The following is a 21,812-nucleotide window of genomic DNA, read 5'->3' on the forward strand; positions in this document are numbered from 1 at the left end:
GCTCATGACAGAATATTCAAAAGCGTTACAGAACCAAGTTAGCATGGGGGATTGAGGCAGCCTGTGGCTGACATCACAAAAGTCGCTATGATAGAGCCTGTCACAAGCTAGGGGTAAAAGGATGCATCCAATTGAACTACTGGGGCTATGCCTTGCTCTGATCTCTATGGCTGCGTTACCGGGATTGAGTGTGGTGATGGTCACGTCAGAAACACTGGCCAGGGGGTTACGTTCCGGTGTGTATACGGCTGCGGGCATTGTGGCCGGGGATGTTATCTGGCTCCTGCTGGCATTGTCAGGCCTGGTGACAATCTACCCATTATTGGAAAATCACTGGTTTATAGTGAGATCTATCGCCGCTGTTTTCCTTGCTTATCTCGGCATTCGGCTTATTTGGCCAAAGCAGAACAAAGCCGGTCAATCTGTATCGGCAGTTTACAGCAATGAATGGCAGGGATTTATAGCGGGACTGATGCTGACGCTGGCCGATGTTAAAGCCATTTTGTTTTATATGGCCATTTTGCCGGCTTTTGTTGAAGTGTCGAGCTTAGCCCTGTTCGATATGGTTATTCTGCTCATCATTACCATTCTCAGCGTAGCGATAAGCAAACTCGCTTATGTCGTGGCAGCAGTTAAACTGGGTGAAAAACTATCGTTCACATCACTGGACAAATTACGCTTTCTTTTTGCCATCATACTTTTTGTCATTGCTGCCTGGCTGTTGATACAAGCCTGAGCCGTAACTTTTGATTAATGTACACAGAATTGTTTATTCAATGAAACTGAAGATGAGAAAGCAGGTCAGTTAAGCGATAATATAGGTATTTATTGCAGTGTCAGTGACTATGACCGAAAATAATCAGGCCGAACTGGACGAAGTAATCTGCGATTGCAGCGGCACCACCCGCGGCAAGATTCTGAGTCTGGTTGAACAGGGCATCATCGACCCCGATACCATCTCCCGTAAAACCGGAGCGATCTCCGGTTGCGGCTCCTGTGAATGGGATATTGAATCCATTCTGGACCAGGCGATAGCCAGGCTCTAATCAGGCTTGTTTCAGATTTTCCAGATACAGTACCGTCGCACCGGCCACAGCAGCCGGAATCACCAGAAAATTCACGATCGGAATCATCGTCGCCAGCATCGTGGCACCGCCGAAACCCAGCGCCAGTCCCCGGTTGTTTCTGAGTATATTACGCTGCTGACGGAAATCCAGCTGATGGTTACCCATCGGATAATCATGATAATCCAGCGCTAAAGTCCAACTGGTGAACAACAGCCACAAGGCCGGGGCGAACAGATTAAGGCCCGGTATCCACGACAGAATAAATAAAGGAATAACCCACAGCAGCAGGTAGCTGGTCTTACGCAGCTCATTGAAGATCATTTTGGGACTGTCTTTGAGCATCTGTGACCAGGGCATATCCGGAGGGGGAGTGCCGGCCACATTCTTTTCCACCATCTCCGCCAGAATGCCGTTAAAGGGCGCAGCAAGAATATTAGCTACGACTGAAAAGGTGAAGAACACAATAATCACCAGCAACAATACAAACAGCGGCCAGATCAGCCAGGTCAGCACACTTTCCAGCCAGGTCGGCAGCCAGTCCGGCATCAGCGCATCCAGCCAGCTGCCGAAATTCGACATCCCGAACCAGATAGCAACGCTGAATAAGACTGTATTAATCAACATTGGCAGATAGGCGAACCGACGCACGCCGGGCTGATTAATAAGCGAAAATCCCTGGAGCAGATAGCGGGCGCCTCGGACAATATTCTGCATGATTACCTCTGAAATTTATGCGTGGTAAATTGCCATCAGTGCATTACAGGCCGGTGAAATGAGCCGGCCCTGTTAACAAGTCATTCCGAAAGTCTATGCCTAGTTTGCCACAGACAAATATAAGCGCCACAGGGGTTTGCGATGTTTGCTCATTAACGGAAGTCGAAAGCTTGAAAAAGTCATCATGGCTGTGAAAGCATGATGTAATCAGTTTATATCTGATCATTAGCTGTTCCGGCACCAACAGGTGCCGGAACAGCCATTAAGCGGTGTTTAGCTGGATATTAGGGCAGGTGAACCGGTGTGGGGGGGACCCAGCCTTCTTTACGGTGCTCAGCGACGACGGTCGTATAAACGCCACCACGTACATTGAAGATCCCGGTCACGCGCATAAAGCGTGGGTCGCAGGCCGCGACCAGATCGTTCAGAATTGTGTTGGTTACTTTTTCGTGGAAAGCCCCTTCATCACGATAAGACCACATATATAATTTGAATGATTTCAACTCGACGCATTTCTGATCGGGTACATAATCAAGCTTAATCGTGGCAAAATCAGGCTGGCCGGTTTTAGGGCAGAGACAGGTAAATTCAGGTGTCTCGATGTGAATGCTATAATCACGCTCGGGCGTGGCGTTATCAAAGGTTTCCAGATGTTTGCTTGGTTGAGTGGACATGGACAATCTCAAATTGAAGTTAAACGGCTATTATCTCTTAACTAAAAGATTAAATTAAGTGTTAGAAATCATCGTCCTCACTCTCATTGTCATCGTCGCCTTTATCGCGACCAGCTGGTATGCACATCAGCGCAGCCAGGAGCGGGCCAAAGCCTTCGAAAGAGAGTTGGAAATTGATGAGTCCCGCGAGGATGATTCTTTCCAGCAGCGCTTTGACGCACTTTTCGAGCAAGAGTTGCATGAAGATGACGACTCAAGCGCTGAAAAAGACAAACATCGCCTCAGCGATACCGCAGATCGCGAACCGGATTTGTTCGATGAGCCTCCGCCAACCATGGACGAGTCCGGCTCAGCGACGCAGGTCGATGAAACGCCTGAAGATAAACCCGACTGGGAAATGGTGGTGGCCTTTACTATCATGGCCCCTGAGGGGCGGGCATTCACTGGTCGTGCGGTGAAAGCAGCACTGGAAAAACATGATCTGCACTTTGGTGATATGCAGATTTTTCATAAACATGTTGCCGGTTCACGCAAACAGATCCTGTTCAGTGTCGCTAATATTCTTGACCCGGGCACCCTGTTGCCAGACAAATTTGTATCGATGACTACCCCGGGTCTGTTAATTTTCACCCGCCTTCCCGGTCCGGTGAACGGGCTGGCTCTGTTTGATGATTTGCTGGATACCGCCCGCGGCATCAATGACCAGCTTGGTGGCATTCTTTGTGATGAGTCCAGACAACCAGTCAGTGACGAAGCGCTGGAAGCCACCCGCAGCAAAATTCTCAATTATCAGATGTCAGCACAGGCAGAAAGCGACCAATTTTCGAATGACTACTTCAACTGAGAATGAGCAGCGCGCTGCAGAGTTGCGCGAGCTCATTAATCACTATAACTACCTCTATTACGTTGCTGATAACCCTGAAGTGCCGGATGCCGAATATGACCGGCTGTTTCGCGAACTGCAGGAGCTGGAACAAGCTTATCCGGAACTACTGACGGCTGATTCCCCAACCCAGCGCGTGGGCGGCGAGGTGCTGCAGAAATTTGCCGAGGTTGAGCATGCGATGCCGATGCTTTCCCTCGATAATGTTTTTGATCAGGATGAACTGACCGCCTTTGATAAACGGGTACGGGACTGGCTCAATACCGACGAACCGCAGACCTATGCGGCAGAGCCCAAACTGGATGGCCTCGCCATCAGTATCCGTTATGAAAATGGGTTACTGGTTCAGGCGGCGACGCGGGGTGATGGCAGTCGGGGAGAAGACGTCACTGCCAATGTCCGCACGATCAAGTCGGTGCCGTTGAAATTACTGGGCGATAATATCCCGGCGGTAATTGAAGTTCGTGGCGAGATTTTTATGCCTAAAGCGGGCTTTGAAAAACTTAACAAAAGCCAGCTGGAAAATAACAAAAAAGCTTTTGTGAATCCGAGAAATGCCGCAGCGGGTTCTTTGCGTCAGCTGGATTCACGCATTACCGCAAAACGTCCCCTCGATATTTATTGCTATGGCATTGGTTATCTTGAAGGTATGGAAAGACCGGAAAGCCACTCAGCGGCCATGCGCCTGATTGAAAAAATGGGTTGCCGTGTTTCACCTGAGCTCAGAACCCTGACCGGGTTGGATGCATGCCAGGATTATATCAACTGGCTGGGAGAGCGCCGCGCCTCGCTGCCGTACGATATTGATGGCGTGGTGTTCAAAGTCGACAGCACGGCATTACAGGAAAGACTGGGCTTTGTTTCCCGCGCTCCACGCTGGGCTATCGCCTATAAGTATCCGGCGCAGGAAGAAATGACGGTGGTCGAGGACATCGAAGTTCAGGTCGGCCGCACCGGCGCGTTAACACCAGTAGCAAGACTGAAGCCGGTGTTTGTGGGTGGCGTTACCGTCTCCAATGCGACCCTGCATAATGAAGATGAAATTCGCCGTAAAGATGTGCGAATCGGCGATACGGTAATTGTACGCCGCGCCGGTGATGTCATCCCGGAAATTGTGAAAGTCATTGAATCAAAACGACCCGCTAATGTCCGTGAGTTCATCATGCCGACGGCATGTCCGATTTGCGGCTCTGATGTTGAACGGGGAGATGGTGAAGCGGTATCGCGCTGTAGCGGCGGTCTGTTTTGCGCGGCACAGCGCAAAGAAGCGATCAAACATTTTGCTTCCCGCAAAGCGATGGATATTGACGGTCTCGGTGATAAGCTGGTCGAACAGATGGTCGACAGTGGCATGATTAAAAACCCGGCCGATCTGTTTCTGCTGACTGCTGAAGAAATTGCCGGTCTGGAAAGAATGGGGCAGAAGTCGGCTGAAAACCTGGTCAATGCACTGCAGAAAGCGAAGCAAACCCGTTTCCCGCGCTTTTTATATGCTTTGGGCATCCGTGAGGTCGGTGAAGCCACCGCACGTTCACTCGCGATGCATTTCAGTGATCTGGATTCATTAATGCAGGCCGATGAAGAATCCCTGGTCGAGATTGAAGATGTTGGTCCGGTCGTAGCTCATCATATCGAGACCTTTTTCCAGCAGGAACACAACCGTGAGGTCATCGAGCGTTTGCTGGAAGTTGGTGTGCAGTGGCCCCGGGAAGAACAGGCCGGTGCCAGCTCGGCGCTCAGTGGTAAAACCATTGTGCTGACCGGCACACTGGACAAAATGTCACGCAGTGAAGCAAAAGAAAAGCTGCTCGCGCTTGGGGCAAAAGTCGCCGGCAGCGTGTCGAAAAAAACCGATTATGTAGTGGCCGGGGCCGAAGCCGGTTCCAAGCTGACCAAGGCGGAATCGCTGGGTATTCCGGTTGTTGGTGAAGACACCCTGATTGAATGGTTAACACAGGAATAATTTATGACAGCTGTTGCTGATGCAATTAAGAAAGTCGCGACCGGTCCGCATTTGAGCAAGGATCTGAGCCGGGAGGAGGCCTATGCCGCCACCATGGAAATCCTGTCAGGTGAAGCCGATCCGGTAAGAGCGGCGATTTTCTTTATTGCCATGCGCATGAAACGTGAAACCAATGAGGAAAACCTCGGTATTCTGCAGGCGTTACAGGCCAAGACCGAGCAGCGGGAAGCCGAGGTTGAGGATTTATTGATTTTTGCCGATCCATTTAATGGCTTTAATCGTCATTGTCCGGTCACCGCATTTCTGCCCGCTGTGCTTGCAGCTTCTGGTCTGCCTGCTGTGTCGCAAGGGGTGTTTGAAATGGGACCCAAGTTCGGCGTGACCCATGCCCAGGTGCTGAAACTGGCCGGCTATAACAACATCATGCCGGTGCCGGAAGCGGCCAAAGCAGTGAATAATGCGGATATCGGCTGGGCATACCTCGATCAATCCGCTGCCAGCCCGCTGGTTTATGCCTTGCAGGCATTACGCACACAGATGATAAAACGGCCGAGTATCGCGACACTGGAAAAAATGGTCATGCCTGTTAAGGCCAAAACCAGAACACATCTCGCTATCGGCTTTGTGCACAAGGAATACCCCGCCATTCTGGGCTGGCTGGCGGCTGCTTTCGGTTATCATTCGGCGTTTATTGCCCGGGGGCTGGAAGGTGGTATCGTTCCGACCTTACGTGAAGCTTCCAATAATCATCGTATGCTCAATGCCGAGATGCAGGAGTGTCGCCTGGATCCCGCCGATTTTGGTATCGAGCAGGACACCCGCGGTGTTAAAGTGGATGATGATGACGTCACGGCAGAAAGAACGCTGGATGAGGGCATGCAGGCCTTGAAAGGGCAGCGCGGACCGGCCTACGACAGCCTGGTGTATGGTGCTGCAATTGCGCTGTGGCATACCGGGCTGCAGCCATCCCAGCGTCAAGCGGCAGACCATGTCCGCGACATCATTAATAGCGGTAAAGCCAAAGCACATTTTGAGGCTGCAATTCAATCATGATTTATCAACAGACTCTGACATACAACAACAGCGGTCGCGGTACCAGCAACATTAGCCGTGATGTTCAGCAACTGGTGGCTGAATCCGGTATCAAAACCGGCACCTGTCATATTTTTGTGCAGCACACCAGTGCATCCCTGATGCTCTGTGAAAATGCCGATCCTGACGTTCGCCATGACCTGGAAACTTTTATGCAACATATTGTGCCGGACGGCGATCCGATGTTTCGCCATCAGGATGAGGGCCCGGATGATATGAGTGCCCATGTCAGAACAGTACTGACCAATCCGGATCTGACAGTACCAGTCAGTGGTGGGCAGTGCGATCTTGGTGTCTGGCAGGGGATTTATCTGTGGGAGCACCGGACCCATCCCCAGCGCCGCCGCGTGATCGTCACGGTGCAGGGCGAATAATCATGAGTGAATTCGACAAGGGTGCTGATGATAATAACTGGCCGCAGGACTGGGATGATGAGAAAAGTAAAACCCAGGTCAAAAAGGAACTACAGGCTTTAAGAGATCTTGGCAAGGAATTGATATCATTGCCAAAAAAGGATATGGATAAGCTCGATTTACCGGAAGATCTGCGTGAGGCGATCCGGGATGCACAGTCAATGAGCAAGGGCGCGCTTAAACGCCAGACCGGTTTTATCGGTGGTCTGATTGCAGCTACGGATCATGAATCGATTGAAAGGCAACTGGCGCAGTTAAAACAGCCGCATCAGGGACAAGTGAAGCAGTTTCATCAGCTGGAAAGCTGGCGTGACCGTTTGCTGGCCGGCGATGATGATGTTTATGGCGAGCTGATCGCTGAGTTTGAGGCTTTTGATGTGCAGCATGTCAGACAGCTGGTCAGGAATGCGGTACGGGAAGCCAGGCAGGACAAGCCGCCGAAATCGGCCAGACAGGTGTTCCAGTATCTGCAGGAGCTACAGCAAAATCATTGACGCGGCAGTTCAATCACGAAGCTCGCGCCGCCAAGGCGTGAGCGTTCCAGATTGATATTGCCCTCATAAGCGACAATGATATCGCTGACAATGGCCAGTCCAAGACCCTGGCCCTCGGCCTGGGTATCAATTCGGTGGCCACGTTTAATCACAAACCCCTCGGCCCGAGCAGGGATGCCACTGCCATCGTCCTCGACACGGATCCGGACATTACCGTTCAATGTGGTGACAATGATATGTACCTGTTTTTTACAGTATTTGTAGGCGTTTTCCAGCAGGTTGCCGAGTAACTCATACATATCACCTTCATCGGCATGAATATAGGCATCCCGCTCAATTTCGCACTGAGCGCGGATCTGCTTGCTCTGATAGACTTTATCCAGGCTGCCGATGATTTTATAGATAATTTCGCCAAGCGATACCGGTGCCAGCAGGCTGCTCTTGCCTTCGGTCGACGCGCGCTGTAACTGGTAATCCACCAGGGTACTGATGCGATCCAGTTGTTCATAACCGGTTTTACGCAGTTGCTGCATGCTGTCACTGTTTTCCAGCTCACCACGAAATACCGATAGCGGTGTTTTGAGGCTATGTGCCAGATCGGCCAGTGAGTTTTTATAGCGTTGCCGGCGTGATTCCTCGTGGTCGAGCAGGGCATTGATTCGATAGGTGAGCTGTTGCAGCTCTTTGGGATATTCATCGTTGAGACGGCGGTGTTCACCGGTCTCAATTGCATGTAAATCTATTGCCACATCATGCAGTGGGCGCAAACTCCAGCGCAGGATAATCCACTGTGCGATCAGCAGCATCAGACCGGTACCGCCCAGCCAATACCAGAGACTGCGCTGAAAGCTGGCAGTCTGTTCCTGTAATGCCTGCATATCTTCAGCGACATTGATGGTATAGGCGATTTCCTCACCGTTGTCAGTCTCCCAGACAATGCCAAACGCCAGATTCAACAAAGTCATGCCGGTTTCCATTTCAACGATATGGTATTCCTCGTTGGACGGCCCCGGATTGAATGGCAGTGCCAGAAAATGTCCGATCGCGGAAGGTGATTGCCAGACAATGTCACCCTCATTGGTGATTTGTGCATACAGGCCCGAGTTGGGAATGGAAAACTTGGGTTCCGCCAGATCTGCTGACATCACCAGTTCACCCTGTTGATTCAGTTCGGCTGCGGTCAGCAGGGTGTAGACATAGTTTTTGAGGCGTTTCTTCTGCTCGTGTTCAGCGCTGCTTTCGAAAGCATTGTTAAGGCTTACCGCAGACAGGCCCAGAAAAGCGGTCAGCACCAGGCTGACCGCGATCAACAGCCGGTTGGATAAGGAGAGTTTATTGACCACGGGGCAGATTCAGCCGGTAGCCGCGACCACGCAGGGTCTCAATCGGGTTCAATTGTTTTTCCGGATCCAGTTTACTGCGCAGGCGTTTCACAAACACCTCAATCACATTACTGTCACGGTCCTGATCCAGTTCGTAAATATGATCGGTCAGTTCCGTTTTGGAAATAACTTCCCCGGCATGCAGCATGAGGTAATGCAACAGGCGATATTCGTAAGCAGTGAGGTCAATTGCTGCGTCGTTCTTGGTCACTTGCTGGGTGCCGGGATTGAGACAGATGGGGCCGCAGCAGATTGTTGAGTTGGCCCAGCCAGAAGCGCGTCTCGCCAGTGCATTCAGCCGGGCCAGCAGTTCTTCAAAATGGAAGGGTTTCACCAGGTAATCGTCGGCGCCGGATTCCAGCCCCTCAACCTTATCCTGCCAGCGGCCGCGGGCGGTAAGAATCAGTATCGGATAATCCAGCCCTTTCTGGCGGAGTTGCTGAATGACTTCGATACCGGAGAGTTTGGGCAGGCCCAGATCGATGATTGCAACATCGTAGGCATATTCACTACCCATAAACAGCCCCTCTTCACCGTCGGCTACGGCATCTACAGTCAGGTTCTGGTCATTAAGCTGACGCGTGATTTGCTCACGCAGATGGATTTCGTCTTCTATCAGTAGAACGCGCATGCTGTCTCAGGGTAGGGTGTGGCCGCTGTCGCGGTCAATGCGGTGAACTTTGACTTTACCGTTGTTATGGAGCACTTTGACACGAAAAATCACGCTGTCGCCTTGATGCTGTTCATCCACCGACAGGATCTTGCCGCCGGTTTCAATTTTAGCCAGCTCCGCTGCAGTATGTTTGGTCAGCGGCAATGCTATTTCATTGATGATATTGCCCGGTTGCTGTTCATAGGGGACATGATCATCAGCATGAACAACGGGACTCAACAACAATGAAATCAGAAGCAGAGAGCGGAACATAAACATGGATTTACCTTATCACTAACAGCAGTATTTTTAACAGCATCTGCTGGTAAAGCAAGTCCTGGCAGCCGCAAAACGGCTGCCGGGACCAAAGCTTATTTCATTTTTTCAGGCTTTACTTCGCCAATCGCACCATCAGCCCGAGCTTTCAGATAGCTATAAATCTTGTCCCGGCCCTGCATCACGGTAGCGTTGGATTGCCAGGCTGGCATCATGCCAATCTGGCCGGTTTTGCCCTCAGCGACAGTGTTCATAAATTCTTCATAGCTGATTTTATTAAGGCTTTCCGCCAGATTAGGGCCGGCCAGCCCCTGACCATAGGTACCATGACAGCGGGCACACCAGTTACGGTATAGCTTGAAACCGTTATAAGTGTCGGCATCCAGCTTATTGCCGTTGGTCACGGTATAGGGGCGGGGGCCGGCAGCCTGTGCAGGCAATGTAGCGATGTAGGAAAAGGCGATGCCCAATGTCATCGCAAGCATCAGTTTTTTCATAGTCATCACCTTAATAATAGGAACGACGGGGTTCAACGTGGACATCTACGGGGATGAATTTGCCAGGGGGCTGATCCATCACGGTGGTATAGATTCTGCCCTGGTATCGATAGCTGACTTCATAGCCGTCGATTCGTTGCTCACGATACTGTCTGTCAATCACACGGCACTGTTCCTGGTAACCATAATCGACATCATGATATCGGTTTCCCATGTCACGACCCACGGACCCGCCGAGCAGGGTGCCGGCAATGGTCATGGCAGTATTGCCGCTGCCACCACCAAACTGGTTGCCGATGACACCACCGATAATGCCGCCGGCAATGGTGTTGGTGTATGACTGATGACCACTGCGATGGCGGCGGGGCTCATCCCAGCATTCACGTTCGGGACGGTTGACCGTGACAGTGCGGTAAATCGGCTCAACATGTGTTACACGGGCTTTCTCGCTACGGCCATAATCCCGATATTCACCATCATAACCATAACGATCATTATGATCAGCCATCACGTTGGCAGAGGTCAGCGTGAAAGCCGAAGCCAGAACCATGGTTTTTATGATTTTTTTCATTACAGCTCTCCTCTTTTGTCAGCTGTCGCAGGCAGATTAGCAAGCGATAACTGAACCAGAACTGAATGATTATGGTTTTCAATAGCCGTTTTTTTGTTAAGTTGTGAACTATCTCACAGGTTTATTCGTGTCACATATGATTTACTGTGCCGACCTGTGATGTAGTTCACAATTACGAAAATAGCGAAGTGTTTAGTCTGGAGTATCGTTGAACCCCCAAATCAGCATGAATAGGGATGTCCGTGCCGTTGAGTCAGTTGGGATCGATCCTATGCGCCTGCAGATCCTGTTGCAGCAGGGTGGCATTGCTATTGTTACCAATCTGATTGTCAGCTCTCTTACCGCAATGGTTCTCTATCCCAAAGTTAATCAGGGGTTGTTGCTAGGATGGTGGACTATCTCAATAGTTGTGAATAGCTGTCGACTCTGGCACTGGTATAAGCTGCGAAATAAAAATCCAGAAAAGCTGGACGCTGACTCGATTCGTCGTTGTGAAACTCAATATGCTGCTGCCTTGTTTGTCAGTGGTGTCATCTGGGGGACATTAGGCGGCTTTTTCAGCACTGACCTGCCGTTAACACAACAAATTACAATACCGCTGGTCATCTGTGGCATGTCCGCGGGCGCTTTCTTTTCCTATCTGAGCAGTCTCAGAAGTTTCCATGCATTTGTTCTGCCTATGCTGCTGGCAGTCAGCTTCAGTATCTTCAGTGCCGGTCTCTATACTGTCGCGCTGATAACGCTGGTTTATCTCGTAGCGATTATGCTGCTGGCACGCAATCTCAATCGCAAGATGCTGGAAAGCCTCAGATTGCGTCAGGAAAACCGGGCCTTAGTCAGTCATTTATCAGATATCAACCAGGCTCAGTCAGATCTAGTCAACGAGCTACGAGCCAAAGAAACCTTTTTACTGCACACTTTTGAAGATGCCGGTGTACCTATGCTGTTAATGGATAACAGCTTCCTGATCATGGATGTAAACAAGGCCGGGTGTGAATTATTTGGTTATGATAAAAAAACCTTAAAGGGAAGGAATGCCAAAGAACTGCTGCATCCGGATGATTCTTCAGAAATCACACCACAATTCAAAAAGCTGCTTGCTGGTGAAATCAAACAATACCGGATCACCCGTCGCTGTATCAGTCGGCAGGGCAGAACTTTATGGCTGAACTCAACCATTTCTGCCGTCAGAAACGACAATAATGAGATTGAGTATGTGGTGATTCAGGCTCAGGATATTACCGAACAGTATCTGCTCAGTGAGGATTTGCAGCATCAGGCATTACATGATGCATTAACGGGTTTACCCAATCGACGCGCGCTTGAAAAACAACTGCAGGCAACCCTCTCTCAGCAAAGTGATACGGAGCATGTGTTGTGCTATCTGGATCTGGACCAGTTCAAGGTTATCAACGATACCTGCGGTCATATCGCCGGTGATGCGCTGCTCAAGCAAATGAGTCAGCTGCTGCGCGAGGGGCTCGGTGAACAGGATATGCTGGCGCGTTTCAGTGGTGATGAATTTGCTGTGCTGATGACAGACTGCTCACTGCAACGGGCGCAGTCTGTGCTGGAAAGCCTGCTGGAGACAATCCGTACATTCAGCTTCGAGTACGAAAATTACACATTCAAAATCACGGCCTGCATTGGTCTGGTCGCGATTAATAAAAACAGTTCCCTGGTTGAACTGCTGAAACAGGCCGATAGCGCCTGCTATGCTGCCAAGGAAGCAGGACGCGACAGATTACATCTGTTCAGTGATACCGATACCGACATGGTGCAACGTACCGGTGAAATGCGTTGGGTAGCTCGCATTCAGCAGGCATTGAGTGATAACCGTCTGGTGCTCTACAGCCAGCCAATTCAGGCTGCGCTCAGAAGGAATGAGGGGCTGCCACACTGCGAGCTTTTAATAAGAATGCTGGATGATGATGGCAAAATCATTTCACCGGGCCAGTTTCTGCCAGCAGCAGAGCGATACAACCTGGCTGCAGCGATTGATATGTGGACAGTTGAACATGTGTTATCGCGACTGTCAGCCGCCAAATCAGCAGGACGGGACATCAGCGGCATCTATGCGATTAATTTGTCCGGCCAGTCCTTAGGCGACGGTCGTTTCTACGAACGTATTATTCAATTAATTGTGGATGCCAGGCTCAGTGAAGACAATGCGGTATTATGCTTTGAGGTGACCGAAACCGCAGCCATCACCAATATGCGCTCAGCACTGCACTTCATTAATGAACTCAGACAGATAGGCTGTCAGTTCGCACTGGATGATTTCGGCAGTGGCCTGTCATCTTTTGCCTATTTGAAACAGTTGCCGATTGATTACCTGAAAATTGATGGCATGTTTGTCAGAGACTGTGTGCATAACACGGTGAATCTGGAAATTGTTAATTCCATCAACGGTATTGGTCAGGTCCTTGGCCTGAAGACCGTGGCTGAATTTGTCGAAGACGAGACCACCCTGATTAGTCTGCAACATATCGGTGTCGATTTTGTGCAGGGTTATTTGATTGCAGCGCCGGTTCCCTGGGAAGTCTAGATCAGCACTGCTGCCATTGCTTTTCCAGGCGTTTAGGGCTGACCGGATAGGCGGTTTTCAACTCCTGGGCAAACACCGAGATCCGGAATTCCTCCAGCATCCAGCGATACTCAAAAAAAGCCGGGGTTTCTATCTTATTCACTTTGCTGATGAATTTCTGCCAGTGTGGTTTGACTTCTGCCATGCGCTGCCGGTCCTTGGCTGGATCGGTAAGTAGTTTATCCAGCCGGATGCCGGCTGCCTGACAATAAACCGGTAGCCGTTTTAATGCTTCATCCGGGGTGTCATGAACAAAACCCTGATAAACAAGAAAGCTGAGCTGTTCCTTGATGTCATTGACAGCATTAATCGCTGCAAGGGGAATGTTGCCACCAAGCCGCTTGGCGATGGCATGATACTCAGCCAATGGTGCTGCAATATTCGAAGCCAGATCTGAGGCTGTTTTAATTAAATCGCCACGGCGGTGATTGAGCCTTTGCTCGAATTCCTCACGGCTGTGGATAGCCGGTTGCTCAAGAATAAAACAGCGATCAAACGCCACATTGATCAAATCGGTTTTGAGTTGCTCACAGGGCGTCAGCTTGCTGTTGGTCTTGTCCCCATAAGGGGAGGGCGGCACATTGGCATAATGCAGACACATTTCCTTTATGCCAGGCAGGTTTTTCTGCAGGTATTTAACAGCATCGGCCTGTGCCAGCATAAACAGACGTCGCAGACCCAGCCGGGTCAGTTGATGGGCCTGAGAGGGCGTATCCATCAGGGTCAGATCAACACTGTCTCCCTTGTCGACCAGTGCCGGGTAGGCGGTCATCTCCAACCCGTTCTGTTCCAGTGTGATCTGTTCCGGCAAGTCATTAAATGACCAGCTGGTCAGCCCGGTTTTTTCATAATCACTGTCCGGGATCTGGCGGAAACTGGCAGCCGCTTCCCGCGCCCAGTCCTCTTTCAGGCGATTCAGATCACGGCTCTCGTCCAGTAATTTGCCGTCATCATCGATCAGTCTGAAGTTCATCTGCAGGTAAAGTGGTAGTTCTTCCGTGCGCCAGTCTTTTTCATCAATTTCGACACCGGTCAGCTTGCGCAGGCGCTCACTCAAGGCTAGCAGCAAGGCACCAGACTCAGGCGATAAATCTTTCAGACAATCATCGGCGTATTTCGGCACCGGAATAAAATGTCGGCGCAAAGACTTAGGCAGGGCTTTGAGCAGGAAAATGATTTTATCCCGCAGTAGTCCCGGCACCAGCCATTCGTAGCGCTCGGCACTGGTCTGATTCAGCAGTGACAGTGGAATGGTCTGAGTAATCCCATCGTGCTGTTTGCCCGGTTCGAAATGATATTCCAGTTTGAGCGGTACCCGGTTAACCAGCATCTGGTCCGGGTAATAATCGGCCGTGACCTGTTCGGCCTGATGCTGCATCAGTTGCGCTTTATTCAGAAACAGCAAATGGGGGTCTGTTTTTTCGGCTTGTTTACGCCATTTTTCAAAACCGGCGCCGTTAATGATGTCATGTGGAATCCGGCTGCGATAAAAATCAAACAGAATCTCTTCATCCACGAGCACATCACGGCGGCGGGATTTCTGTTCCAGCAGTTCGACTTCCTCAATCAGACGCTGATTATGACGGAAGAAAGGGGCGCGGCAATCCCAGTCACCATTGACCAGGGCTTCACGGATAAAAATCTGGTTGGCGAGATCAGGATCCAGCGGCCCATAGTGAACCCGGCGACGGTTGACGATGGGGAGTCCGTACAGGGAAACGGACTCAAAAGCGACCACCTGGGCCGGTTTCTTTTCCCAATGTGGATCACTGTATTGGCGCTTAACCAGGCTGCCGGCGACAGGTTCGATCCATTCCGGTTCGATCTTGGCATTGATACGGGCATAGAGCTTACCGGTTTCCACCAGTTCGGCCGCCATCAGCCATTTCGGCCCTTTTTTATGCAGTGCAGAGCCGGGGAAAATCCCCAGTTTCAAATTACGGGCGCCGGTGTATTCGTACTTGTCAGTTTTGACTGCAATATGGCTGAGCAGACCACTCAACAAGGCTTGATGAATCGAGTCGTAGCCCGCCTCCTGACTGTTGAATTTCAGTTTGAGTTCAGCCAGCTGAACATGCAGTTGCTGATGAATATCATGCCATTCCCGCAATCGAAGAAAGGAGAGGAAGTTTTCTTTGCAGTATTTGCGCAGCTTGTTCTGGCTCAGGTGTTTTTTCTTGTCATGGTACAAAGCCCAAAGCTTGAGAAAACCGATGAAATCAGAACGTTCATCTTTGTATTTTGAATGCGCTTCATCGGCCGCCTGCTGCTTATCCATGGGCCGCTCACGCGGATCCTGAATGCTGAGTGCACTGGCAATGACCAGGACTTCGGTCAGGCTGCCAAGTTCACCGGCTTTGAGCAGCATGCGGGCAATTCGCGGATCGATGGGAAGTTTTGCCAGTTGACGGCCGATCTCGGTAATGCGTCGTTGCCTGTCGACGGCGCCGAGCTCGTCAAGCAGACGGTAACCATCATTAATCATTTTCTGTGGCGGCGGATTAATGAAGGGGAATTTAGCCGGGTCGCCCAGCTTGAGGGCTGACATCTGCAAAATGACCGAGGCCAGATTGGTGCGCAGAATTTCCGGATCGGTAAAGGCTGGCCGTGTTTCGAAGTCCTCTTCATCATAGAGCCGGATACAGATACCGGCCGCAACCCGGCCGCAACGACCGGCGCGCTGATTGGCGCTGGATTGTGAGATTTTCTCAATCGGCAGCCGCTGTACTTTATTGCGGACGCTATAGCGGCTGATACGGGCATTACCGGGATCAACGACGTAGCGGATGCCGGGGACCGTCAGAGAAGTCTCAGCCACATTGGTTGAGAGAATAATGCGGCGCTGTCCACCGGTTTTAAACACCCGATTCTGCTCGGCAGCCGATTGCCGGGCGAACAAAGGCAGAATTTCAGTTTGCGGCGGATGATGTTTTCGTAAGGCTTCCGATACATCACGGATATCTCGCTCGCCGGCAAGGAATATCAGCACATCCCCCGGCCCCTCGCGACATAGTTCATCCACGGCAGCAACAATGCCTGACACCATATCGTAGTCGGGTGATTCTTCATCCGGCGTCTGCAGAGGCCGATAACGAATATCAACGGGGTAGGTTCGGCCGCTGACTTCTATCACCGGCGCATTATCAAAATGCCTGGAAAAGCGCTCGGTATCTATTGTGGCGGAGGTGATAATGACCTTGAGGTCAGGGCGTTTTGGCAGCAGCTGCTTGATATAGCCGAGCAGAAAATCGATGTTGAGGCTGCGTTCATGAGCCTCATCAATGATCAGCGTGTCGTACTGGTTGAGAAACTTGTCGTTCTGGGTTTCGGCCAGCAGGATGCCATCAGTCATCAGCTTGACGTAGCTGCGTTCAGCATTGACGTGATCGTGGAAACGGACTTTGTAGCCTACCGTCTGACCAATCTCAGAATTCAGTTCTTCGGCAATGCGAGTGGCCACAGTGCGTGCAGCAATCCGGCGGGGCTGAGTGTGGCCAATCAGGCCGTTAACCCCACGACCCAGCTCCAGACAGATTTTGGGTAGTTGCGTGGTCTTACCTGAACCGGTTTCACCGCAGAGGATGATGACCTGATTATCTGCGATTGCCTGTTTGATTTCCTTGCGTCGCTCGATAACCGGCAGATCGGCTTCGAAGCTGGGCTTGGGAATATTTTGGCGTCGCTTTTCCGCGCGCTCGACAGAGGCAATGACCTGCTGCGCCAAACCGGCAAGCTTATCCTGATTCTGTTCTTTTTTCAGTCTGTGCCAGCGCTGAGTCAGGCGGTGCCTGTCGCTCAGCATCGTTGACTGCAGCAGTTTGTCGAGGTCGGGTGTTGAGATACTCACAGCATCAATGCAAAAGCATCTATTTTACAGCTTCCAGACCAGTGACGCAGTATATCTGAAATCATTTTTACTGATATCTTCCTCGGTGGCAGAGTCGTATTCATTCAACAAGCCCAGTTTCAGCGCGACACCGACGAAGCTGTTCAGATCCAGCACCCAGTCAAATGAGGTCAGATTCCGGTATTCAGCGGTATCACGCAGGCTGGGATAGAAGGTATTGGCAAACTCAACATGTTGATATTCATTCATATCCCATTGCGTTTCAATGCCAATCAGTCCTTCTGGTGTGAACTCTTCACGTTCTCCGCCAAAGGTCTGATTGAAACCCAGACCGGTACGACCCAGCAGCAGCCAGTCATCTGTTTTGACAAATTCATAACCGACACCGCCGTTGGCATTGACCCTCAGGTCCCAGTCCTTGAATTCATCCCAGTCCAGGCGACCGCCGGCGAAATGGAACCAGGGGGTTTGCGGCCGCAGCCAGTCACGGTTAATGGAGGTATAGAAACTGTGATCGGATAATTCATCTTCTGATTTTGCCCTGAAATAAGCGGTGTTGTGGGATATACGGGTAAAGTCACTGGTGTAATCGGCAGTAAACCCGATATTGACTTGGTGGTTTCTGGATTTACCTGCACTGCCGGCGATACCCAGATCTACCCGGCGTTTCCAGTTGGTGAGCAACCCTGTACCAAAGAGTCCGTGATCAGTGGGTTTCCGGCTTGTATTTCGGGGGGCGGGCGCAGCGGCAATTTGTTTGGCCTGCGACTGGCTGACGACCTGTTCAACAGTCAAGACCTGATTCTTATCAAGTTTGATTTCACCCAGTACAGGATGAACAACGGTAAAATGGGTTTCAGTCTCACTCTTCAGCTCAGCAGTCAGTTCATCTCCATTGACCAGTTCAATTCTGGACTGGGCTGCCTGCAGCGGCGAGCTGAGCAGACCGAAGCTGAAGAGAGAGGCTAATGCGATTGCAGAAAGCTGGTTAACAGACACGGTTAAGTTCCTGTAAAAAAATAAAAAAGGCAGCACCATAGGGTGCTGCCCGCGCATTATACAGGGGAGATTTTGAAAAAAATCAGCAGTCGTTATTATTTATTTCGCCATCGGGCATGATTGTGTTGCAGTAGATTATGCCGCGAAGCTGAGCGCCTTCAAGATTGGCGCCGGTGAGATCGGCGTCACGCAGATCAGCAAAAATCATCTGACTTCCGGCGAGGTTGGTGTTTTTCAGATTAGCGCCATTGAGTTCAGCATAATCCAGCAGCGAGCCGGATATGTCAGCACCTTCAAGATTGGCACCCTGCATACGGGAATGAGTAAACCAGACACCCACCAGTTTAGCGTGACTGAGATCGATGTTTTTGAGATTGGCTTCGCTCATGTCAGCGCCACTTAAATCTTCACCACTCAGCTCAGCCTCACTGAGGTTACAGAAATTACACTGGCGGGTTTCCAGCAGACGATCCAGATACACCTTTTCGTAGGCAACGGCAGTGCCGGTAATGATAAGGCCAATGATAAAAAGCGCTTTATTCATGGTTTTCTCCAGCTACGCTGCGGGCCATTTCCCGCGGAAAAATTGTTGATTTAATGGACGGCGCTGACGCGGCTTAAGTTCCCGCTCCATTTGTTCTTCTGTCAGGCTGTCCAGCGGAGCGGGGTGGCCGATGGCAATCATAGACCAAAGCTGAATATTCTCAGGGATGTTAAAAGCCGCACGCATTTTGTCAGGATCATAGCCACCCATCTGATGACTCATTAATCCCAGCGAAGTTGCCTGTAGACACAGGCTGAGACTCGCAGCGCCGGTATCATGTCCGACCCAGGGATTCTTTTTGTCTTTCTCACGAAACTGAGTGGCAGATGCTGCCAGGATCAGCAGCGGAGCATTCTGGGCCCAGGTCTGGTTGCCGGGTGCCAGCGAATCAAAGGCTTTGGCCCACGCGGCCTTGTCAGTGAACCTGTTACATATCAGATAACGCCAAGGTTCCTCACCCGAGCAGGAGGGGGCCCAGCGCGCCGCTTCGGTGAGCGCAATAATGTGTTCTTCGCTGACCGCCAGGTCAGGGTCGTACGCCCGGCCGCTCCAGCGTTCTGCAAGAATGAGTTCAATGGGTTGTTCTGTCTCAGCCGGTTTTTGAATCATGCCGCTACCTGGGTAATTGAATGGAAGGTTCTTTGGCAGGACGGTAGAAACCACCGATATTGCCGATAACCAGCACCAGATCAGCACCGGTTCGTTGGGCAATCTCATCCAATATCGCTTTGCGTTCCGCGCGCTCCTGACCGCTAATACGGACTTTAATGAGTTCGTGATGTTCCAGGGCATTGTCGATTTCCGCGACAACAGTGTCTGTGAGACCGCTGTTACCCAGCATCACCACCGGTTTGAGAGAGTGCGCCAAACCTTTGAGGTAGCGTTTTTGTTTATCCGTGACTGCCATGAAGTGCGTTACCTGTTTAAAATATGCGGAGTATAACAGGAACCCAATATGGCTAAACAACACAAGTTTACGGTCACCGCGGCACGGGGCATGTTGCCGCTGCTGGCTGATGAACTCAAGCAACTCGGTATCAAGCAAAGCAAGCAGGAACAGGGCAATATCCGTTTCACCGGCACGCTGGAAGACGCCTATAAAGTCTGTTTGTGGTCCCGGGTCGCGATTCGCGTGTTAATGCCAGTCGCCACTGTCCGCGCGGAAACGCCTGAGCAACTCTATGACGCTGTCACCGCTTTACCGTGGGAAGATCACCTGGAAGCGGAAGACAGCACCCTGGCTGTCGACTTCAATAGTTTCCGTTCCAAGATCAAACACAATCAATACGGTGCGCAGAAAGTCAAAGATGCAATTGTGGATCGTTTCCGATCATTGACCGGCGTTCGTCCATCGGTGGATCTGCAACAGCCGGATATCCGCGTTAATGTCTACCTGCGCCATAATCAGGCGACAGTCAGCATTGATTTATCCGGTGAGAGCCTTCATCGGCGTGGCTATCGCGTCCGCAATACCCAGGCACCTCTGAAAGAACATCTCGCCGCCGCTATTTTACTCAGTGCCGAGTGGCCCAAACTGGCAAGACAAGGCTGGGCTCTGGTGGATCCGATGTGTGGTTCCGGTACCTTTTTGATCGAAGCGGCAATGATGGCAGCCGATATCGCGCCCGGCATTCTGCGCGATTACTTCGGTTTCAGCTATTGGAAACAGCATGACCGTGAAGCCTGGAAAAAACTGAAAGCTGATGCAGAACGTCGGCGTCAGGCCGGATTATCCAGACTGCCTTTGATAACAGGCGGTGATGCCGATCCTCAGGCAGTCGAAGCGGCGCAGGCCAATATTGCTGAAGCCGGCCTGAGTGACTGGATTCAGGTCGCTGAAAGAAGGCTGCTGGACTGGCCGGCGGAACGCCAATCTTTGCCTGCTGCAGGTCTGCTGGTCTGTAATCCGCCTTACGGTGAACGGATGGGAGAATCCGCGTCGCTGTATCGGATCTATGAGAGTCTGGGCGATATCATGCGTGAGTCATTGCCTGGCTGGCGCAGTGCTGTGATTACCGATAATCCGCAACTGGGTAAATTTACCGGCCTGACCCTGTTCGACAGTGTGCCTTTTGATAACGGCCCAATTGAATGTGAAGTCTTATTCTTCCGTGCCTGTAAGCCGGTTGCCAGTGCTGGTCAGCCCCAAACCGCGCCTGACCCGATCATCAGCGACAGCGCTCCGGAACCTGACCAGATTGAAATCAGTGAGCAGGGCGATATGTTTGCCAATCGACTCAAGAAAAATCTCAAGCATCTGGCGAAATGGGCACGAAAGAACGCAGTCAGTTGCTATCGCATCTATGATGCCGATTTGCCTGACTATGCACTGGCTATCGATCTTTATGATGATCAGGTGCATGTTCAGGAGTACGCGCCACCCAAGCAGATAGATCCGCAAAAAGCGGTTGAGCGCCTCAAGGAAGCAATGCAGATTATTCCTGATGTGCTGGAATTACCGGCTACCCATGTCAGCCTCAAAGTCAGGCAGAAACAACGTGGTTTGAATCAATATGAAGCCCAGGCCGCTCAGAACAAACGCTTTCAGGTGGAGGAAAACGGCCTGAAATTCTGGGTCAACCTGAAGGATTATCTCGATACCGGCCTGTTCCTGGATCATCGTGATACACGCCAGATGTTGATGCAGATGGCTTCTGGTAAAGCCGTTCTCAACTTGTTCTGTTACACCGGTTCCGCCACCGTCTATGCCGCTGCGGGCGGCGCCAGCAGTACAACCAATGTTGATATGTCCAATACCTACTTAAAGTGGGCACAGGACAATATGCAGTTGAATGGTTTTGACGGTGAGCAGCACCACTTTATCCGCGCCAACTGCTTGGAGTGGTTACAAGCGGCGCAGCAGGGAGCACAGCGGTTTGACCTGATCTTTCTGGACCCGCCGACTTTTTCCAATTCCACTCGGATGGAAGGCGTGTTCGATATCCAGCGTGATCATGTCTCCCTGATTCAGATGGCAGCCAATTTGCTGAAACCTGCAGGCCAACTGGTATTTTCCACCAATCGCCGTGATTTTAAAATGGCGGTTGAGAACATGGAGGGACTGGCATTAAAAGATATCAGTAGTGAAACCATTCCACGGGATTTTGAACGCAACAAAAAAATCCATCAATGCTGGCTGGTGACCAAAAACGGCTGA

21 protein-coding genes are annotated in these 21,812 nt (G+C 51.1%); 9 read left to right on the forward strand and 12 right to left on the reverse strand.

Going from position 1 to position 21,812, the window contains the following annotated elements; translation table 11 throughout:
• The first annotated feature begins 121 nt into the window (after positions 1-121).
• Complete coding sequence (locus tag FH755_RS07910; RefSeq protein WP_292440326.1) at positions 122-736, forward strand: LysE family translocator; 615 nt, start codon at positions 122-124, stop codon at positions 734-736.
• Between the two features lie 109 nt (positions 737-845).
• Entirely contained in the window at positions 846-1,046 is a 201-nt protein-coding gene (locus FH755_RS07915) for a (2Fe-2S)-binding protein (protein WP_292440329.1), read from the forward strand.
• On the opposite strand, the gene cysZ is transcribed toward FH755_RS07915, so the two are convergent.
• Together cysZ and queF are read right to left on the reverse strand one after the other, a co-directional pair.
• The gene (cysZ, locus tag FH755_RS07920; protein ID WP_292440332.1) at positions 1,047-1,781 is read right to left on the reverse strand and encodes a sulfate transporter CysZ; all 735 of its coding nucleotides are present in this window, start codon (positions 1,779-1,781) and stop codon (positions 1,047-1,049) included. It lies immediately after the preceding gene.
• Positions 1,782-2,065: 284 nt separating this feature from the next.
• A complete protein-coding gene (queF, locus tag FH755_RS07925) occupies positions 2,066-2,455 on the reverse strand; it encodes a preQ(1) synthase (RefSeq protein ID WP_292440334.1) in 390 nt (129 codons plus the stop codon).
• A gap of 58 nt (positions 2,456-2,513) precedes the next feature.
• On the opposite strand from queF, the gene FH755_RS07930 reads away from it, so the two are divergent.
• The 5 genes from FH755_RS07930 to yjgA are packed head-to-tail and all read left to right on the forward strand — an operon-like array spanning position 2,514 to position 7,300.
• Positions 2,514-3,299 carry a cell division protein ZipA C-terminal FtsZ-binding domain-containing protein gene (locus FH755_RS07930; protein WP_292440336.1) on the forward strand — a complete coding sequence of 262 codons (786 nt, stop codon included), beginning with the start codon at positions 2,514-2,516 and terminating at the stop codon, positions 3,297-3,299.
• Positions 3,283-5,301 (forward strand): NAD-dependent DNA ligase LigA, encoded by a 2,019-nt coding sequence (ligA, locus tag FH755_RS07935; protein WP_292440339.1) that lies wholly within the window; start codon positions 3,283-3,285, stop codon positions 5,299-5,301. Before FH755_RS07930 ends, ligA begins: the two co-directional genes overlap by 17 nt.
• Positions 5,302-5,304: 3 nt before the next feature.
• Positions 5,305-6,354: a glycosyl transferase gene (locus FH755_RS07940; RefSeq protein WP_292440341.1), complete on the forward strand. Its 1,050-nt coding sequence runs from the start codon at positions 5,305-5,307 to the stop codon at positions 6,352-6,354.
• On the forward strand, positions 6,351-6,767 hold the full coding sequence (locus FH755_RS07945; protein WP_292440342.1) for a secondary thiamine-phosphate synthase enzyme YjbQ: 417 nt from the start codon (positions 6,351-6,353) through the stop codon (positions 6,765-6,767). The genes FH755_RS07940 and FH755_RS07945 overlap by 4 nt, the downstream gene beginning before the upstream one ends.
• Before the next feature lie 2 nt (positions 6,768-6,769).
• Positions 6,770-7,300: a ribosome biogenesis factor YjgA gene (gene yjgA, locus FH755_RS07950; RefSeq protein WP_292440344.1), complete on the forward strand. Its 531-nt coding sequence runs from the start codon at positions 6,770-6,772 to the stop codon at positions 7,298-7,300.
• Here yjgA and FH755_RS07955 read toward each other — a convergent pair.
• From FH755_RS07955 to FH755_RS07975, 5 genes are all read right to left on the reverse strand, one after another.
• Positions 7,294-8,643 (reverse strand): ATP-binding protein, encoded by a 1,350-nt coding sequence (locus FH755_RS07955; RefSeq protein ID WP_292440346.1) that lies wholly within the window; start codon positions 8,641-8,643, stop codon positions 7,294-7,296. The genes yjgA and FH755_RS07955 overlap by 7 nt on opposite strands.
• A complete protein-coding gene (locus FH755_RS07960) occupies positions 8,633-9,313 on the reverse strand; it encodes a response regulator transcription factor (protein WP_292440348.1) in 681 nt (226 codons plus the stop codon). Before FH755_RS07960 ends, FH755_RS07955 begins: the two co-directional genes overlap by 11 nt.
• A gap of 6 nt (positions 9,314-9,319) precedes the next feature.
• Positions 9,320-9,613, reverse strand: a complete 294-nt coding sequence (locus FH755_RS07965; RefSeq protein ID WP_292440350.1) for a hypothetical protein — start codon at positions 9,611-9,613, stop codon at positions 9,320-9,322.
• Between the two features lie 92 nt (positions 9,614-9,705).
• Positions 9,706-10,107: a cytochrome c gene (locus FH755_RS07970; protein ID WP_292440351.1), complete on the reverse strand. Its 402-nt coding sequence runs from the start codon at positions 10,105-10,107 to the stop codon at positions 9,706-9,708.
• Between the two features lie 10 nt (positions 10,108-10,117).
• Positions 10,118-10,678: a glycine zipper 2TM domain-containing protein gene (locus tag FH755_RS07975; protein ID WP_292440353.1), complete on the reverse strand. Its 561-nt coding sequence runs from the start codon at positions 10,676-10,678 to the stop codon at positions 10,118-10,120.
• 271 nt (positions 10,679-10,949) lie between these two features.
• Here FH755_RS07975 and FH755_RS07980 point away from each other — a divergent pair, with 271 nt between their 5' ends.
• Entirely contained in the window at positions 10,950-13,226 is a 2,277-nt protein-coding gene (locus tag FH755_RS07980; protein ID WP_292440354.1) for an EAL domain-containing protein, read from the forward strand.
• A gap of 1 nt (position 13,227) precedes the next feature.
• Here the strand turns inward: FH755_RS07980 and hrpA are convergent, their stop codons facing one another.
• The 5 genes from hrpA to yhbY all read right to left on the reverse strand — a co-directional run bounded on the left by hrpA (position 13,228) and on the right by yhbY (position 19,562).
• Complete coding sequence (gene hrpA / locus FH755_RS07985) at positions 13,228-17,112, reverse strand: ATP-dependent RNA helicase HrpA (protein WP_292440357.1); 3,885 nt, start codon at positions 17,110-17,112, stop codon at positions 13,228-13,230.
• Positions 17,113-17,136: 24 nt separating this feature from the next.
• A complete protein-coding gene (locus tag FH755_RS07990) occupies positions 17,137-18,111 on the reverse strand; it encodes a DUF481 domain-containing protein (RefSeq protein WP_292440359.1) in 975 nt (324 codons plus the stop codon).
• Between the two features lie 82 nt (positions 18,112-18,193).
• On the reverse strand, positions 18,194-18,655 hold the full coding sequence (locus FH755_RS07995; protein WP_292440361.1) for a pentapeptide repeat-containing protein: 462 nt from the start codon (positions 18,653-18,655) through the stop codon (positions 18,194-18,196).
• A 12-nt stretch (positions 18,656-18,667) separates the two neighbouring features.
• Positions 18,668-19,264: a nitroreductase family protein gene (locus tag FH755_RS08000; RefSeq protein WP_292440362.1), complete on the reverse strand. Its 597-nt coding sequence runs from the start codon at positions 19,262-19,264 to the stop codon at positions 18,668-18,670.
• A 4-nt stretch (positions 19,265-19,268) separates the two neighbouring features.
• Positions 19,269-19,562, reverse strand: a complete 294-nt coding sequence (gene yhbY, locus FH755_RS08005; RefSeq protein ID WP_292440363.1) for a ribosome assembly RNA-binding protein YhbY — start codon at positions 19,560-19,562, stop codon at positions 19,269-19,271.
• 48 nt (positions 19,563-19,610) lie between these two features.
• On the opposite strand from yhbY, the gene rlmKL reads away from it, so the two are divergent.
• Positions 19,611-21,812, forward strand: a complete 2,202-nt coding sequence (gene rlmKL, locus FH755_RS08010; protein ID WP_292440364.1) for a bifunctional 23S rRNA (guanine(2069)-N(7))-methyltransferase RlmK/23S rRNA (guanine(2445)-N(2))-methyltransferase RlmL — start codon at positions 19,611-19,613, stop codon at positions 21,810-21,812.

The sequence above is a fragment of the Methylophaga sp. genome (assembly GCF_009711715.1).
Classification (GTDB): domain Bacteria; phylum Pseudomonadota; class Gammaproteobacteria; order Nitrosococcales; family Methylophagaceae; genus Methylophaga.